Annotated in this window: 12 protein-coding genes; 7 read left to right on the top strand and 5 right to left on the bottom strand. The window is 74.4% G+C overall.

Annotation, left to right across the window (positions count from 1 at the left end):
- Positions 1–18: 18 nt before the first annotated feature.
- Positions 19–2,685: a serine hydrolase gene (locus tag AB4039_RS00080; RefSeq protein ID WP_442269648.1), complete on the bottom strand. Its 2,667-nt coding sequence runs from the start codon at positions 2,683–2,685 to the stop codon at positions 19–21.
- Positions 2,686–2,934: 249 nt separating this feature from the next.
- On the opposite strand from AB4039_RS00080, the gene AB4039_RS00085 reads away from it, so the two are divergent.
- From AB4039_RS00085 to AB4039_RS00105, 5 genes are all read left to right on the top strand, one after another.
- On the top strand, positions 2,935–3,354 hold the full coding sequence (locus tag AB4039_RS00085) for a GntR family transcriptional regulator (RefSeq protein ID WP_266836529.1): 420 nt from the start codon (positions 2,935–2,937) through the stop codon (positions 3,352–3,354).
- A complete protein-coding gene (locus AB4039_RS00090; RefSeq protein WP_442269649.1) occupies positions 3,351–4,304 on the top strand; it encodes an ABC transporter ATP-binding protein in 954 nt (317 codons plus the stop codon). Before AB4039_RS00085 ends, AB4039_RS00090 begins: the two co-directional genes overlap by 4 nt.
- Positions 4,301–5,254: a transporter gene (locus AB4039_RS00095; protein ID WP_266836525.1), complete on the top strand. Its 954-nt coding sequence runs from the start codon at positions 4,301–4,303 to the stop codon at positions 5,252–5,254. The genes AB4039_RS00090 and AB4039_RS00095 overlap by 4 nt, the downstream gene beginning before the upstream one ends.
- A gap of 90 nt (positions 5,255–5,344) precedes the next feature.
- On the top strand, positions 5,345–6,121 hold the full coding sequence (locus tag AB4039_RS00100; RefSeq protein WP_266836523.1) for a class I SAM-dependent methyltransferase: 777 nt from the start codon (positions 5,345–5,347) through the stop codon (positions 6,119–6,121).
- Between the two features lie 208 nt (positions 6,122–6,329).
- Positions 6,330–9,542, top strand: a complete 3,213-nt coding sequence (locus AB4039_RS00105) for a TIM-barrel domain-containing protein (protein WP_442269650.1) — start codon at positions 6,330–6,332, stop codon at positions 9,540–9,542.
- Between the two features lie 83 nt (positions 9,543–9,625).
- Here AB4039_RS00105 and AB4039_RS00110 read toward each other — a convergent pair whose 3' ends face one another.
- From AB4039_RS00110 to AB4039_RS00125, 4 genes are all read right to left on the bottom strand, one after another.
- Positions 9,626–10,978 (bottom strand): MFS transporter, encoded by a 1,353-nt coding sequence (locus AB4039_RS00110; RefSeq protein WP_266836519.1) that lies wholly within the window; start codon positions 10,976–10,978, stop codon positions 9,626–9,628.
- The gene (locus AB4039_RS00115) at positions 10,975–11,589 is read right to left on the bottom strand and encodes a TetR/AcrR family transcriptional regulator (protein WP_266836517.1); all 615 of its coding nucleotides are present in this window, start codon (positions 11,587–11,589) and stop codon (positions 10,975–10,977) included. Before AB4039_RS00115 ends, AB4039_RS00110 begins: the two co-directional genes overlap by 4 nt.
- 45 nt (positions 11,590–11,634) lie before the next feature.
- Positions 11,635–12,312, bottom strand: a complete 678-nt coding sequence (locus AB4039_RS00120) for a hypothetical protein (RefSeq protein ID WP_266836515.1) — start codon at positions 12,310–12,312, stop codon at positions 11,635–11,637.
- A gap of 109 nt (positions 12,313–12,421) precedes the next feature.
- A complete protein-coding gene (locus tag AB4039_RS00125; protein WP_442269651.1) occupies positions 12,422–13,432 on the bottom strand; it encodes a DUF5937 family protein in 1,011 nt (336 codons plus the stop codon).
- Positions 13,433–13,513: 81 nt separating this feature from the next.
- Here AB4039_RS00125 and AB4039_RS00130 point away from each other — a divergent pair, with 81 nt between their 5' ends.
- Together AB4039_RS00130 and AB4039_RS00135 are read left to right on the top strand one after the other, a co-directional pair.
- Complete coding sequence (locus AB4039_RS00130) at positions 13,514–14,449, top strand: aldo/keto reductase (RefSeq protein ID WP_266836511.1); 936 nt, start codon at positions 13,514–13,516, stop codon at positions 14,447–14,449.
- A gap of 172 nt (positions 14,450–14,621) precedes the next feature.
- Positions 14,622–16,691, top strand: coding sequence for a prolyl oligopeptidase family serine peptidase (locus AB4039_RS00135; protein WP_442269652.1), 2,070 nt, complete (start codon positions 14,622–14,624; stop codon positions 16,689–16,691).
- Positions 16,692–16,744 lie beyond the last annotated feature (53 nt).

Raw genomic sequence — 16,744 nt, forward strand, 5'->3', positions numbered from 1 at the left:
AACCACGGGGTCCCGCCGTCAGGACAGCCGGGTCACCCGCGCGCCGAACGACGGCTCCACCAGGTCCTTGCCCACCGCCACCGGGACGCTCCTCGCCCCGTCCCCGTCGCCGACGGTCAGCACGCCGACCTCGGTGCCCGCCTTCGCCTCGTGCGGCAGGGACTTGCCGCCCGCGCCCAGCGAGACCCGCAGTTGCTGCCCCGGTACGCCGATCACGGAGAGGTCCTTCGTGGCCACCAGCGGGGTGCGGCCGCCGAGCCCGTCGTCGACGTAACCCACCAACTGCCCCTTGTGCACGGCCGGGGCCTCGGCGAGCGCCGCGCGGACGGCCTCGATGACCTTGCGGCTGTTCTCCTTCACCAGCTCCAGGCTCCGTCGGGCTTCCGGGTCCGGCCCGTCCACGTGCTGGTCCATCATGGTGCCGAGGACCAGCTGGGTCTGTGTCCCGACCGTCTTGTAGGCGGCCCACATCAGGGTGCCGCCGGCGGGGGTGCTCGAACCGGTCTTGATGCCCTTGATGCTCAGGCCGGGGGCGAGGAGCAGGTTGCCGTTGTTGTTGAGGAGCGGCTCGGACAGACCCGGGATGGTGTCCTGCGGCAGGGCGACCACCGCGCGGAACACCTCGTTCTTCATCACCGCCTCGGCCAGCTTCAGCTGGTCGGCGGCGGTACTGACGGTGCCGGCGTCCAGCCCGCTGGGGTCCGTGTACGTGGTGTCGTTCATCCCGAGCGACTTCGCGGTGGCGTTCATCTTCGCGACGAACGCGTCCGTGGTGGTGGAGCCACTGTCCCAACGGGCCAGCAGACGGGCGATGTTGTTGCCGGACGGGATCATCAGCATCTTGAGCATGTCGAGCTCGCTGTACTTCGACCCGGCCGTGAGCCCCATGATGCGGGACTCGTCCAGGGAGTTTCCGTCGGCCACGGCCGCCGCGTCCACCTCGATACGGGGGCCGGGCTCGTTCTTGCGCAGGGGGTGGCCCTTGAGGATCACGTACGCCGTCATCACCTTGGCCACGCTGGCCGTCGGCATCGGCTTCTGCTCGCCGAAGGTGGAGACGTCACCGGAGCCGGACAGGCGGACGGCGCCCTGACCCTTGGCCGGCCACGGGATCGGGGTGTTGCCCTCCAGGGTGTACGAGGACTCGCCGCCGGCCAGCCGCGGGGCGGGCAACGGGCGCACCAGCTGCGCGGCGACGGCGACGCCGCCCAGCAGCAGCACGATCGGGGTCCACACCTTGACCCGGCGGGTGAGGGTGCGGCGGGGGGTCTCCGACGGGGGAGCGGTGTTGGTCAGCTCGGCCAGCAGATCGAGCGGGGGCAGCGGCGCCTCCCGCGTCACCTCCGGCCCGGCGGGCGGCTGCGGCCGGGGCGGCTCGACGGACCTGGGCGCGGGCGCCGCCCCGCCGTCGAGCTCCTTGAGCGCGACGAACCGACTGGTCCGCTCGGCGTCGCTCTCCTCGTCACCGTCGGCCCGGCGTGCGGGAGCGGCGCCGGTGCCGTCGCCCTTCGTCCGGGGTCCGCCGGCGGTACCGGGTGCGGCGGGCACGGCGGGGGCGGCAGCGGCGGCGCCTGCCGCGGCCGGCTTCCGCGGCTCGTCGGCCGTGCCGGGACCGTCCTCCTCGGGTGCCTCCGGGCCGGCGGCGTCCGTGTCCCGCGCGGGGCGGGCGGAGGCTTCCTCGGCGGCGTCCGTCGCGGAGTCCAGGTCGCCGGGCGGGATGGACTTCCCGGCGGCGGGCTTGTCCGCCGGCTTGTCCGCGGGCTCGTTCGTGTCGCCGTCGCCGTCGCCGTCGCCGTCGCCGTCGCCGTCGCCGTCGCCGTCGCCGTCGCCGTCGCCGTCGCCGTCGCCGTCGCCGTCGCCGTCGCCGTCGCCGTCGCCGTCGCCGTCGCCGCGTTCCGGGCGGGTGGCGGTGGCCGAGGTGTCCTTCACGTCGTCGGGGGCCCCGGCCGTCGCCGCTGCCGGGGACCGCGGATCGGCCGGGCCGTCGCCCTGCGGGGCGGTGGCGGCCGTGGCGTTCGGGTCCCGGGGCCCGGCGGGCTCCTGGTCTTCGGGGTCGCTCGCGGTGGGCGCGGCGTCGGTGTCGCCGTCGGCGTCCCGTGCGGGGGCCGTCTTCGCCTCCGGGAGCCGGGGCTCCGCCGTGCCGGGCCCGTCGGACTCCCGGTCCCCGGCGGCGCCTTCGGCGTCCGGCGTCGAGGGGTTCGCCTCGTCGGCGGACGCCGTGCCGTCACGCGGGGCGGGAGCGGATTCCTTCGTCCCGCTCCTGGCCCAGGAAGGGGCCGGCCTCCCGGTGGCGGAGGGCTTCCCTTCGGCGGGGTCGCCCTCGGCGGAGGTCCCGTCGGACTTCGCGGGTGCCGCGCCCGCGCCGTCGACGCCGTCCCGGTCCGGGCGCCGCTCGGGGGTCTCCTCCGACGGGTTGGCTCCGTCGGTCCGCGGCATGGCGGCAGGCCGTTCCCGCCCGGCCGGGGCGGAGTCGGAGGCAGGGCCGGTACCGGCCTCCTCCACGTCCGCATCCGCATCCGCAGTGGTGTCGGTATCGGCCTCGGTGACCCCGGCGGGGTCCGCCGGGGTCTCGTCCGGAGTTTCCCGAAGGGTGCCGGGTTCGGTCACACCGTCCCCCTCAGCCGCCCCCAGGGCACCCGGCACGCCCTCCGGGCCCGTCCGCTCCGTCACCGTCTCCGCCTTCATCCAGCGCCCCACCTTGCTGCTCACACCCGGCCCGGCCGGTTCTCGCCGTAGTCGTCATCGCCATCGGCGCGGCCGTCGGCCGGCCCGCCGATCACCTAGATGGGCCGGGCACCCTGCGCGTTCCCCCCGTTCGAACCTGTGACCGTTCGGTCATACTCCGCCTCCGCCGCTCCCTTCGGCCTCCGGTTTGACGCGCCCGCGATCACTCTGCACTATTCCACTAACGTGTTAGTGGAATGAGGTGGAGGCATGGAGTTCCGGGTCGACCGGCGCAGCGGCGTCGCCACCTACCTGCAGCTCGTGACCCAGGTCAAGCAGGCGCTGCGCCTGGGCGTGCTGGAACCGGGGGACCGGCTGCCGACAGCCCGTGAAGTGGTCGCGGCCACCGCGATCAACCCCAACACCGTCCTCAAGGCGTACCGGGAGCTGGAGCGCGAAGGGCTCGTGGAGCCCCGCCCCGGCGCGGGCACCTTCGTACGCCGGTCCCTGTCCCGCCCCGAGGCGGCGGCGGACTCCCCGCTGCGAACCGCCCTGGCCGCCTGGATGGTCCGGGCGCGCGAGGCGGGACTGGACCGGGAGGACATCACGGCGCTCATCACGGCCGCCGTGGAGGACAGTTTCAACAACTCCGGGCCCCGGCCCGGACCGTCGAGAGAGGACACGGCGTGAGCGATCCGACCCACGCGCCGGCACTACGGGCAACGCGGCTCGGACGGGCGTACGGAGGCCGGCCGGCCCTGCACGCGTGCGACGTCGAACTGCCCGCCGGGCACATCACCGCCCTCGTCGGCCCCAACGGGGCCGGCAAGAGCACCCTGCTCCAGCTCGGCGCCGGGCTGCTCCGCCCCGGCAGCGGGCAGATACGCGTCTTCGGCCACGCCCCCGGCACCGCCGAGGCCCGCCACCGCACCGCGTTCCTCGCGCAGGAGAAGCCGCTGCACGCCCGCTTCACCGTCGCCGACACCCTGCGCCTGGGCCGCATGCTGAACCCGGGCCGCTGGGACCAGGCCGTCGCCGAACGCCTCGTACGCTCCGGGGACATCCCCCTGAACGCCCGCGTCGGCGCCCTCTCCGGAGGCAACCGCACCAGGGTCGCCCTGGCCCTGGTCCTCGGTAAGCGGGCCGACCTGCTCCTGCTGGACGAGCCGCTCGCCGACCTCGACCCGCTCGCCCGTCACGAGGTGATGTCCCTGCTCATGGCCGAGGCCGCCGAGCGGGGCACGACCATCGTGATGTCCTCGCACGTCCTGGCCGAACTGGACGAGGTGTGCGACCGCGTACTGCTCCTCAAGGGCGGCGTCCCCCGCCTGTCCGGCGACATCCAGGAGCTCTGCGACGGGCACACCTGGCTCACCGGGCGCGCCGACCCGATGGAGGAGGACGGACTGCCCCGTGCCTTCGACCGCGGCGCGGTCGTGCACTCCGCCGTCAGCGGCCGTCAGGTCRCCGCCCTCGTCCGTACGGCGCCCGGCGCCCCGCTGCCCGCGGGAACCGACGGGCGCTGGATCGCCGAAACCCCCTCCCTGGAAACCCTGTTGCTCGCTCACCTCCGCGGCGCCGCGACCCCCGCGACCTCCGTGACCACCGCCCCGACCACCCCCGAGGAGGCCGCCGCGTGAAGGGCGTCCTCTGGCTGGCCTGGCGCCAGCAGCGGCTGATGATCCTGGCGGGCGCCGCCGTGCTGGTGGCCTGTACGGCCTGGGTGGTGTACCGGCGCTCGGAGATGGTGTCGTTGATCGACGCCACCGGATGGGTGCCCTGTCCTGGCTGGAACGGCGGCTGCGAGAGCCCCGCCACCTTCCAGATCATGGACGGCAACTCCACCGGGATCCGCGCGCTCGGCACCCTCGGGCTCGCACTGCCCACCCTCATCGGCGTGTTCTGGGGCGCCCCGCTCATCGGGCGGGAACTGGAGACCGGCACGATCAAGCCGGCCCTCACCCAAGGGGTCGGCCCGCGCCGCTGGTTCGCCGCCCGCTTCGGTCTCGCGGCGCTCTTCACCCTGCTCGCCTCGACGGTCATCGCGGCCCTCGTCGCCTGGTGGTGGGCCCCCATCGCCAACACCCTCGACGGTCCGTACTGGCACGACCCCTCCATCTACAACGCCACCGGCCCGGCCTCCGTGGCCTGCGCGCTCTTCGCGCTCACCGTCGGCACCCTCGCGGGACTGCTGGTGCGCCGGGTGCTGCCCGCCATGGGCGCGGCCCTGGTGGCGATCGGCACGGTCATGACGTTCGTGACCTACTTCCGCCGCAGCTGGATCGACCCCGAGACCCGGATCACCCCGGGCATGACGCCCAAGCGGCCCGTCGGAAGCGCCTGGTCCACCGGGGAGTTCGGCTACCTGACGCCCGACGGGCGCGAGCACTCCATCTGGAACGTCTGCCAGACCTCGGGGGAGGAGCTGCGGCAGTGCATGGCCGAGCACGGCTTCGTCGCCCGGTACCACAAGGTCTACCCCAGCGGCGACTTCTGGACGTTCCAGTGGATCGACACGGCCCTCTACGCGGGCGGCGCCGTCCTGCTCCTCACGGTCACCGTCGTCCTGCTGCGCCGCCGCATCGCCTGACGGCCGCCGCGGCCCGACCCGCCGCGGCGGCCCCGTACCACCTCGCACCGCCCAGTCCGCCTTCCGTCCGCATCCCAGGGGGGACCCCTCATGGCAACGAAGAAGAACCTCACCGCCGACCGCGCGAGCGTCGGGCACAAGGTCCGTTACGCGCTGAGCAACCCGACCCGCATCGCCCCGTACGTCAAGCGCGCCGCGCGCGACAGCTGGCTGCGCTTCAAGCACCCCGACCACGTGGGCTACTACCGGGCGGTCATGGCCTCCGACACCGGCCGCAACCCGGAGGCCGCGGTCGGCAGCCAGACCCACGACCGCTGGCTGGCCCTCGGGAAGATGCAGTTCGACTACCTCCTGGAGCACGGGCTCGCCCCGCGCCACCGGATGCTCGACATCGGGTGCGGGAACCTGCGGGCGGGCTGGCGCTTCATCGACCACCTGGAGACGGGCCACTACTACGGCATAGACATCTCGCCCGACATCCTCATCGCAGCCAAGCGCACGCTGACGGACCGGGGACTTCAGGCCAAATTGCCGCACCTGACCATCACCCAGGACCTGACCCTCGACTTCCTGCCCGACCGTCACTTCGACGTGGTGCACGCGCACAGCGTGTTCTCCCACTCGCCGCTGTCGATCATCGACGAGTGCCTCGCCCACGTGGAACGGGTCCTGGCGCCGGGCGGCCGCTTCGACTTCACCTTCGACCGTACCGAGGGCACCGAACACCAGGTCCTGCGCGAGGACTTCTACTACCGCACCCAGACCCTCGTCGACCTGGCCGCCCAGCACGGCCTCAAGGCCCGGTTCATGGACGACTGGGAGAAGCTCGGCCACGGCCAGTCCAAGATCCGCGTCACCGCCGCCTGAGACCGCACCCTGAGACCGCACCACGGTCCGGGCCGGGAAGCCGCCGCTACGGCTCCCCGGCCCGGACCGTGGTGTCACATGCTCAAAACTGCGTGCATGGAGACCACTTCGAGCAGCTTCCTTCAAAAACGCCACCGGGGTCCGCTATCTTGCCGAGAGCATGCCAAAGCGGTGTGTCCGCGACCCGGACCGCACGAGGAGCTGCCCGATGAGTGTCATCGACCCGCCACCCCAGCCCCGCCGCCCCGCCCGACCCGCCCGCCGGTCCCCGCTCGCGGCCCTGCTCGCCGCGGCCCTCGCGATCGCCGGACTCGCCGCCGCCGGTCCCGCCCGCGCCGCGGCCGCACCGGCGCCCGCCGCCCCGGTTTCCACGGCCGGTTCGGTCACCGGCCTCGCGCAGGCGGGCGGCACCTTCACCGTCAGCACCACCAGCGGCGCGAAGGCCCGCGTGGTCGTCGCCCGCGCCGACATCTTCCGGCTCTGGCTGTCCCCCGACGGCTCCTTCTCCGACGATCCGGCCGGCTCCGACCTCGCTCCCACCACCGACTTCGGCCCCATCGCCGCGAACTCCACCGACGCGGGCACGTACTACCGGATCACCACCGGCGGCCTCTCCATCCACGTCAACAAATCGCCCCTGCGCTTCTCCGTCTACCGCGCCGACGACTCCACCCCCGTCTGGGAGGAGACCCAGCCCACCAGCTGGGGCGGCGGCCACACGACCCAGTACCTGGCCCGCGGCGCCGACGAGCAGTTCTACGGCACCGGGCTGCGCCTCGGCGAGTGGGCGCTGCGCGGCAAGACCGTCCCGGTCGCCGTCGACAACAAGTGGCGCGAGAACGACAACGCCAGCCCCGCCCCCTTCTACATGTCCACCAACCGCTACGGCGTCATGCGCAACACCTGGGCCCCGGGCTCGTACGCCTTCGACGCCCCCACCACCTTGACCCACGACGAGAACCGCTTCGACGCCTGGTACTTCACCGGCGACTCCCTCAAGTCGGTCCTCGACGCGTACACCGACGTCAGCGGCAAACCCTTCCTGGCCCCGGCCTGGGGCTTCGAGCTCGGCAACGCCGACTGCTTCAACGCCTCGAACCCGGACTACCAGGGCGACCACAACCGCCTCCGCCACCAGACGACCGCCGACGTGGCCGGCTATGCCGCCGACGCCCGCGCGGCCGACATGCCCTCGGGCTGGTTCCTGCCCAACGACGGCTACGGCTGCGGTTATACGGCCCCCCTCAAGTCCACCGTGGACGCCCTGAAGGCGAAGGGCTTCCAGACCGGCCTGTGGACCTCCACCGGCCTGGGCGCCATCGCCGACGAGGTGGGCACGGCCGGCAGCCGGGGCGTCAAGACCGACGTGGCCTGGATCGGCGGCGGCTACAAGTACGCCTTCAACGGCGTCCAGCAGGCCGTCGACGGCATCGAGAAGAACTCCGACGCCCGCCGCTACGTGTGGACCGTGGACGGCTGGGCCGGTACCCAGCGCAACGCCGTCGTCTGGACCGGTGACACCAGCGGCACCTGGGACGCCATGCGCTGGCACGTCCCCGCCATCGCCGGGGCGGGCCTGTCCGCCCTCAACTACGCCTCCGGCGACGTCGACGGCATCTTCGGCGGCAGCCCCAAGACCTACGTCCGCGACCTGCAGTGGAAGGCCTTCACCCCCGCCTTCATGACCATGTCGGGCTGGGGCGCCACCAACCCCTCGGCCGGCTACCAGGACAAGCAGCCCTGGCGCTTCGCCGAGCCGTACCTGTCCGTCAACCGCAAGTACCTCCAGCTCAAGATGCGGCTGATGCCCTACCTCTACACGATGAGCCGGGCCGCCCACGACACCGGCGTCCCCAGCACGCGCGCCATGGTCCTGGAATACCCCGACGACCCGGTCGCCCGCGGGAACCTCACCAGCGGTCAGTTCATGGCCGGGGACTCCTTCCTCGTCGCCCCCGTCGTCTCCGACACCTCCGTCCGTGACGGCATCTACCTGCCCGCCGGGACCTGGACCGACTACTGGACCGGCAGGACGTACGCCGGACCGGGCTGGCTGAACGGCTACCAGGCCCCCCTCGACACGCTCCCGCTGTTCGTCAAGGGTGGTGCCGTCGTCCCGATGTGGCCGCAGATGAACCACACGGGGGAGAAGCCCGTCTCCACCCTCACCTACGACGTCCACCCGCGCGGGAACTCCACCTTCAGCCTCTACGAGGACGACGGCCGCACCCGCGCGTTCGAGTCCGGCGCGTACGCCCGCCAGCGCGTGGACGTCACCGCGCCCACCACCGGCCCCGGCACGGTCACCGTCTCCGTCGGCGCGCCCGCCGGCTCCTACGCCGGACAACCTGCCTCACGGGGCTACGAGTTCACCCTCCACGTGTCCTCCGCCCCCGGGGCGCTCACCGTGGACGGCAGCGTGCTGTCCCGCCTCGGGTCGAAGGCCGCCTACGACTCCGCCGACACCGGCTGGTTCTTCGACCCCGCCGACCGCTCCGGGGTCCTGTGGGTCAAGACGGGCACGAAGAGCGGCGCGTTCAGCGTGACCGCCACCGGTACCGCCGTCCCCGCGGCCGACCCGATCCCCACCGGTTCCGCGCCGATCCCGCAGGCGGCCTGGAGCCTGGTCTCCGCCGACAGCCAGGAGACCGCCGCCGAGAACGGCGCCGCCCGCAACGCCTTCGACGGCGACCCGTCGACGATCTGGCACACGGCCTGGTCCTCCGGCAAGCCGGCGGCCCTCCCGCACGAGATCCGCATCGACCTCGGTGCCCGGTACACCGTCGACTCCCTCGGCTACCTCCCGCGGCAGGACGGCGGGGTCAACGGCCGGATCGGCGGGTACGAGGTCTACGTCTCCGACACCACCGCCGACTGGGGCACCCCGGCCGCCACCGGCACGCTCGCGGACACCCCGGCCGCCAAAACCGTCCCCCTCGCCCCCAGAACGGGCCGCTACCTGCGGCTGCGGGCCCTGACCGAAGCCGGCGGGCGCGGCCCGTGGACCAGCGCCGCCGAACTCACGCTCACCGGCCGGCCGACGCCGTTCCCCGCCGACGCCACCCTCGTCAACTCCGCCTCCACGAGCTGTCTGGACCTCCCGCACAGCGCCACTGCCCCCGGGACGCGGCCCACCCTGTACACCTGCCACGGCGGCCCGAACCAGCGCTGGACCCTCCAGCCGGACGGCCGCCTCACCGGCCTCGCCGGGGTCTGCCTCGACGGCACCGACCCCGCCGCGGTCACCGTCCAGACCTGCGCCGGCACCCCCGGCCAGAGCTGGCAGCCCGGCCCGGACGGCAGTCTCCGTACGGGCGGCCAGTGCCTGACGCCGGCCGGATCCGGCACAGCCGACGGCACCGCCCTCACCCGCACCGCCTGCGCCGGCACCGCCGCCCAGCGCTGGACCCTCACCCCGTAACCCCCCCGGCGCCGGACCTTCACCCCCGTGACCCCCGTCCGGCGCCGGACCCTCACCCGCTGACCCCCGCCGGCGCCGGACCCTCACCCGCTGACCCCCGCCGGGTCGGACACCGCCCCCACGGGTGTCCGGCCCGGCAGCAGCGCCGCCGCGGCCAGCCCTACGGCGGCCACCCCGGCCAGCACCGGCAGCGCCGGTCCCGCCTCCGGCCCCGTGCCCGCCGCTCCGGCGCCCGCCGCGACCGCTATCCCCAGCGACGGGCCGACGTTCGCGGCCGTCTGCTTGAGCCCGCCCACCACCCCCGCGTACCCGGGCGGAGCGTCCCCGACCACCGTCCCGGTGGCCGTGACCATCACCGCGGTGAACCCCGCGCCCAGCACCCCGAACGCCACCGGCCCGCCCGAGCCCAGGCCGGCGATCCCGGCCACCACCAGCCCCGTCCCGGTCAGCGCCGTCGCCCGCGCCCCGTACCGGCGCACGGCCCGGCCCGCCACCGGCGCCCCGGCCACCATCAGCGCGGTCAGCGGCAGGACCCGCACCCCGGTCTCCAGCGGACCGAGCCCCCGTACGTCCTGGAGCAGGAACGTGGCCGTGAACAGCGCCCCGAACATCCCGGCGGAGACCGCCATCAGCAGTGCCATCGACGCCGCCACCGGCCTGGACCGGGCCACCGCGGCCGGCACCAGAGGCCGCTTACCGAGCCGCTCGACCCGGACGAACAGCGCCCCGAGCCCCACGGCCGCCGCGGAACCGAGCAACGTGGGCGCCCCCGTCCAGCCGTGCTCCGGTACGCCGGACAGCGCGTACACGCAGGCTCCGAGCGCCGCCGCGAGCAGGGCGGGCGCGGCCGTCCCCAGCCGGCCGGCACCGGCGTCGGCGCGCGCGGGCGGCGGGACCCGCAGGGCCGAGGTCAGCACCGCGATCGCCAGCGCCACGGGCACGTTGAGCACGAACACCGACCGCCAGTCCGCCCGCGCGACCAGCACCCCGCCGATCAGCGGCCCCGCCGCCGCGGCCACCGCGATCGTCCCGGTCCGCACGGCGACCGCGGACCCCAGCCGCTCCCGCGGGTACGCGACCCGCAGCAGGGCCAGCGTGGCGGGCTGCAACAGTGCCCCGAACAGGCCCTGGACGGCGCGCAGCGCGATCACCCAGCCGACTCCGGGGGCCAGCGCGATCCCCGTCGAGGCGGCGGCGAAGCCGAGCGAGCCCGTCAGCAGCAGCCGGGGGTGCCCGTACCGGTCCCCGAGCCGTCCGGCGATCACCAGGAAGGCGGCGACGGTGAGCAGGTAGGCGGTGCTGGTCCACTGCACCTGGGCCGCGCTCGCCCCCAGATCGCGGCGCAGGGCGGGCTGCACCACGATCAGCACGGTGCCGTCGAGGGCCACGAGCGCCGCCCCGGCCGCGCTGGCCAGCAGTGCGATCGACGGCCTCACGAGGGGTCCGCCCCGAGGTGCGCGTCGAGCGCGGCGCCGACGAGCCGGCCGATGTAGGCCCCCGTGTCCGTACCGGCCCCGTCCGCCCCGCCCCCGAGCACCAGGGGCAGGCTGCCCGCCCCCCACAGCTGGGCAACCCCGTGCAGGTTCGCCCACAGCGCGGCGGCCGTGACCTCCGGATCGGCCGCACCACAGCGGGACACGAGCCCGACGAGCATCGCGAACAGCGGCCGCGTCGATTCCCGCAGCCGCGGCCCGTCGGAGCCCTCCTGCCCGGTGCTGTCCAGCAGATCGTGGCGGAACATCAGCTCGAACATCCCGCGCTGCTCCAGGGCGTAGGCCACGTACGTCGTCGCCAGCGCCCGCACCCGCTCCCGCGGCGTGTCCTGCCCGGTGCCGGCCGCCGCGAAGCGGGCCCCGAGATCGGCGAACCCGCGCCGGGCGATGGCCGACAGCAGGGCCTGGTGGGTGGGGAAGTACCGCCGGGGAGCCCCGTGCGACACCCCGGCCCGCCGGGCGATCTCCCGCAGCCCGAGGGCGGCGGTCCCCTCCGCCGTGACCATCTCCACACCGACGTCGATCAGCCGCTCGCGCAGCGGGCTCTCATCCATAGACACTGTCTACCAGCCTCGGTAGACAGTGTCTACTCGCTTGGGTTACCGGGGGACGACCTCGAACGTGACCGTGCTGCTCGCCGTCTGGCTCCAGTCGGTGGTGACGTCGGCCGTCAGGGTGTAGGAACCGACCTCCCCCAGGCTGCCGCTGTCGAAGTTGAAGAGCGTGATGCTCGGCGGCCTGCACCGCTCGCTGCGCGCGAGCTGCACCACCTCGCCACCGCGCTTGAGCGTCCACTGGACGTAGCAGCCCCGGTCCAGGCGGCCCCCCGAGTCCTGGACGTAGGTGTCGGCGCCGGGCGTGGACCGCGCCCGATAGGTGTTCGGCCCCACCTTCCCGGTCGTGCCCATGTCGATGCGCACGAGCAGGGGGCCCGCGTGGGCGGGGGGCTGGGCCTTGGCGCTCGGTACGCGGGGGGCCTCGGGCGCCGAGGTCCGGGACTCCGGCAGTGAGCGCCCGGGGTCGGGCTCCTCGGTCTCCGGGCCCGGCTCGGGTTCGGCCGTGCGCGTCCGCGTCGGCGACGGCGTGGGCGTGTCGGCCGTGCCGTCCGGCGTCGACGCGGGCCCCGGGACGGCCGGAGCCGGGGCGGAGGCCCTGGGCGGCGGATCCTCCGAGGAGAACAGGTCCTTGCCCGCCGCCACCGCGCCGATGATCGTGGCGATGACGCCGATGACGACCAGCACCGGGTGCTCGGCCAGTTTTGTCTGCCCACCACTCAAAGCGGCCTCTTCCTCCCCGGCCCCGGCCTGCCCTCGGCCGCCGGGGCGACGCTGTGCGGTGCCGACCCTAACGCTCCGTGCTCCGCCGAGGAGGGTGAATGCGCAACCTTCAGGCGGAGCCCGCCGTGAGCAGGGACTGGCCCACCACCGTACGGGCGTAGAGGACCGAGCGGCCCGCGCGGTGGGCGCTGACCAGGCCGGCGTCACGCAGGGCCCTCAGGTACCCGGACACCCCGCCCGGCGAGAGCCCCGTACGGGCCGCCAGCTCCGTGGTGGAGGCCGGAGTGTCCAGCTCCGCCAGCAGCCGGGCCCGCGAACGGCCGAGCACGGCCTCCAGAGCGGTGCCGGCGACGGCCGGGCGGGACGCCCACAGCGCGCCGGTACCCCGTGCCGGATAGGCCAGTTGCGGCGGCTCCGGCGGCGCCACCCGGGTCAGCGGCACCGGCCCGGTGAAGGCCGACGGGATCAGCACCAGCCCGGACCCCGCCGTCCTGCGGGACAGGGAACGCTGCCGCAGCGCCAGCCGCAGCGCGTTGTCGGACCAGCTCAGCGAGGAGTGCAGATCGTTCAGGAGACGGGCGGCGCCCTGCTCGGCCACCTGCCGGGAACGGTGGAAGACGTCCGCGTCGAGCACGGTGCGCAGCTGCGCCCAGTACGGGCCCAGAGCCAGCTCCCAGTACTGCTCGACCTCCTCCGCCACCCGGGCCAGCCGCCCCTGCGGATCCGCGTACAGCGCCCGCGACCGGGGACCGAGCCGCCCCTGTTCCCGGGCCAGCCGGTCCAGGTCCCGGCGCACCGCGGCCGCGGGCGCGGCCCTGACGCGGGCCAGCTCCTGGGCCAGGGTGGGGGCGGGCCCGTCGGGGGCGGGGTTCAGGAAGTCCGGCACGAAGCCCTTCGGCGCGACCAGTTCGGCCAGCCAGCCCCGGTCCAGCCCGGCCGCCGCCAGCCGCGGCCGGACCTGTGCCGTCCACCGGCCGTGCACGGGATGGACGGCCCCGGACCTCAGCAGCCGCATGCTCGTCCCGACCTCCCACATCGGGGAGACGGCGAAGCGCATCTGTGCCAGGTCGCCGGCGGAGAACGCCAGCCTGACCGGCCCGGCCGGTCCCTCGCGCCGCATCAAGACGCCCCTGCCTTCCCATGGATTCACACATGCCCTAATCCGTGGCCGTGAGCGTACCGGCTGGTGGATCATTCCGGCATGACCACTGAAACGATCACCGCCGCGGCGTCGGGGACCTGGAAGCTCGGAGACCTGGAGGTCAACCGCCTCGGCTTCGGAGCGATGCGCATCCCCCAGAACGGCGCGGCCCTGCGCGCCGCTGCCGTCTCCGGCGACCGGGACCGGGCCCTCGCCGTCCTGCGCCGCGCGGTCGAACTCGGCGTCAACCACATCGACACCGCCGCCTTCTACTTCTCCCCGCTCCGCTCCGCCAACGAGCTGATCAACAGCGCCCTCGGCGGCCCCTACCCCGAGGACCTGGTCATCGCCACCAAGGTCGGCCCCGCCCGCCGGGCGTCGGGGGAGTGGGCGGAGCACGCCGGACCCGACGGCCTGCGCGGCCAGGTCGAGGAGAACCTCCGCCAGCTCGGCCGCGACCACCTGGACCTGGTGAACCTGCGGGTGTCCGGGATCCCGGGCGGCAGCGCCTCCGTCGCCGAGCGCTTCGGAGTGCTGGCGGAGCTGCGCGAGGCCGGGCTCATCCGGAACCTCGGCGTCTCCAACGTCACCCCCGAACAGCTCGCGGAGGCCCGGTCCGTGGCCCCGGTGGTGTGCGTGCAGAACCCGTACGGCATGGGGATGCGGCCCGACCAGGACGAGTTCGTCCGCTTCTGCGGCGAGGAGGGGATCGCCTTCGTGCCCTTCTACTCGATCGCCACCACCGGCCGCGAGGGCGGCGCGAGCGGCACGGAGGGCGAGGAACTGCTCGCCGTGGCCCGTGCGCACGACGCGAGCCCCGCCCAGGTCCGGCTGGCCTGGACCCTGCAGCGCGGCCCGCACGTCCTCGCCATCCCCGGCACGGGCAACCCCGAYCACCTCACCGCCAACGTGGCCGCCGCAGCCCTGCGCCTGACGGAAGCGGAACTGACCGCCCTGGACGCCGTCCACCGGCGCACCGAGGAGGCCTCGGCCTGACGGCGGGGCACGGAGTCGTGTGTGCGGGCGGCCCCTGTCGCGGCCAGGGCGCGGAGCGCCGCCGGCATGACCACCGCCCGCACCGTGACCACCCTGCCGCCCAGGACGGGGACCGGGCCGCGCACGGCCCGCGGTCGGGCCCGGGGTGCGGGCGGTCGGGCACAATCGACGGATGAGCGACGAAGCCCCCGGCGTGACCCGTGAGCCCTCCGGTCCGCACGACCATGATCCGTACCTCTGGCTGGAGGACGTGTCCGGCGAGGCCGCCCTCGCCTGGGTCCGCGAGCGCAACGCCGAGACCGTCGACGCGCTGACCACCGGCACCGACTTCAAGGTGCTGGAACGCGAGGTGCGCGAGGTCCTCGACGACGACGGGCGCATCCCGTACGTCGTCCGGCGGGGCCCCCACCTCTACAACTTCTGGCAGGACGCGGACCACCTGCGCGGCGTCTGGCGGCGCACCACCCTGGAGGAGTACCGCACCGACGACCCGGCCTGGGAGACCGTCCTGGACCTGGACGGTCTCGCCGGGGCCGAGGGCGAGAAGTGGGCCTGGGCCGGCAGCGCCGTCCTCGCCCCCGGACACCGCCACGCCCTCGTCATGCTGTCCCGGGACGGCGCCGACGCCTGCGTGGTGCGCGAGTTCGACCTGGAGACCCTCCGCTTCGTGGACGGCGGCTTCGCCGTCGAGGAGGCCAAGACCCGGATCGGCTGGATCGACCACGACCACGTGTGGATCGGTACCGACTTCGGCCCCGGATCCATGTCCCCCTCCGGCTACCCCCTCCAGGTCCGCCGCTGGCGCCGCGGCACGCCCGTCGAGTCCGCCGAGACCGTCTACGAGGGCCGCCCCTCGGACCTCTCCGCCTCCGGCTGGCGCGACCACACACCCGGTTTCGAACGGGACTTCGTCTCCCGCCAGATCGACTTCTGGAACCAGGAGCTGTTCCTCCTCCCCGCGGACCCCGACGGTCCGCCCGAGAAGATCGACGTGCCGGACGACRCCGTCGCCTCCGTCCACCGCCAGTGGCTGATGGTGACCCCCCGCTCGCCCTGGCTCGGCCACGCCCCCGGCAGCCTCCTCGCCTTCGACCTCGACGCCTTCCGGGCCGGCGGGCGCGAGCCCGACGTGCTGTTCACCCCCGACGCGCACACCGCGCTCGGCGGCCACAGCTGGACCCGCAACCACCTCCTCCTCACCACCCGCGCCGACGTCTCCTCCCGCCTGGAGCTCCTCACCCCCGGCCCCGACGGCTGGACCCGCGCCCCGCTCGCCGGCGTACCGCCGCTGTCCACGGCCTCCGTGGTGTGCACGGACCCGGACGAGAGCGACGAGTACTTCCTGAATGTCACCGGCTTCCTCCAGCCCTCCACCCTCCACCGGGGCACCGCCGGAGCGGCCGACGGGGGAGAGGCCGTCAAGCGGGGACCCGCGCTCTTCGACACCGCCGGCCTGGCCGTGAGCCAGTACTTCGCCACCTCCGCCGACGGCACCCGGGTGCCCTACTTCGTCATCGGCCCCGAGGACCGCCCCGGCCCGGGCCCCGCCCTGCTCTACGGGTACGGCGGCTTCGAGATCTCCATGGTCCCGCAGTACAGCGCCGTCACCGGCCGGGCCTGGCTCGCGCGCGGCGGGACCTACGTGGTCGCCGGCATCCGCGGCGGCCGCGAGTACGGGCCCGCCTGGCACCAGGCCGCCCTCGGCGCCAACCGCGTCCGCGCCTTCGAGGACTTCGCCGCCGTCGCCCGCGACCTCACCGCCCGCGGCGTCACCACCCCCGCCCAGCTGGGCATCGAGGGCGGCAGCAACGGCGGCCTGCTGATGGGCGCCATGCTCACCCGCGACCCCGAACTGTTCGGCGCGGTCGTCGCCCACGTGCCCCTGCTGGACATGCTCCGCTTCCACAAGCTCCTCGCCGGAGCCAGCTGGACCGCCGAGTACGGCGACCCCGACGACCCGGCCGACCGGCCCCACCTGGAGCACATCTCCCCGTACCACCGGATGCGCGCGGACGGGCCCGCGTACCCGCCCCTGCTCCTGCTCACCTCCACCCGCGACGACCGGGTCCACCCCGGCCACGCCCGCAAGGCCGCCGCCCGGCTGCGCGAACTCGGCCACCCCGTCCTCTTCCACGAGCACCTCGGCGGCGGCCACGGCGGCGCCACCGACCACCGGCAGACCGCCTTCAACGAGGCCCTCGTGCACACCTTCCTGTGGGAGCGGCTGACCCCGCGCAGGTGAAGGCCGTCCGGCGCGCTGCCCCGCCCGGCGCGCGGGGACTGGTGGAATGGAAC

The organism is Streptomyces sp. M-16, assembly GCF_052114405.1.
Lineage (GTDB): Bacteria > Actinomycetota > Actinomycetes > Streptomycetales > Streptomycetaceae > Streptomyces.

Bases quoted from the DNA above. Each gene is read 5' to 3' on its own strand.
- AB4039_RS00080 (WP_442269648.1), bottom strand. From the start codon at position 2,685: ATGAAGGCGGAGACGGTGACGGAGCGGACGGGCCCGGAGGGCGTGCCG.
- AB4039_RS00085 (WP_266836529.1), top strand. From the start codon at position 2,935: ATGGAGTTCCGGGTCGACCGGCGCAGCGGCGTCGCCACCTACCTGCAG.
- AB4039_RS00100 (WP_266836523.1), top strand. From the start codon at position 5,345: ATGGCAACGAAGAAGAACCTCACCGCCGACCGCGCGAGCGTCGGGCAC.
- AB4039_RS00105 (WP_442269650.1), top strand. From the start codon at position 6,330: ATGAGTGTCATCGACCCGCCACCCCAGCCCCGCCGCCCCGCCCGACCC.
- AB4039_RS00115 (WP_266836517.1), bottom strand. From the start codon at position 11,589: ATGGATGAGAGCCCGCTGCGCGAGCGGCTGATCGACGTCGGTGTGGAG.
- AB4039_RS00125 (WP_442269651.1), bottom strand. From the start codon at position 13,432: ATGCGGCGCGAGGGACCGGCCGGGCCGGTCAGGCTGGCGTTCTCCGCC.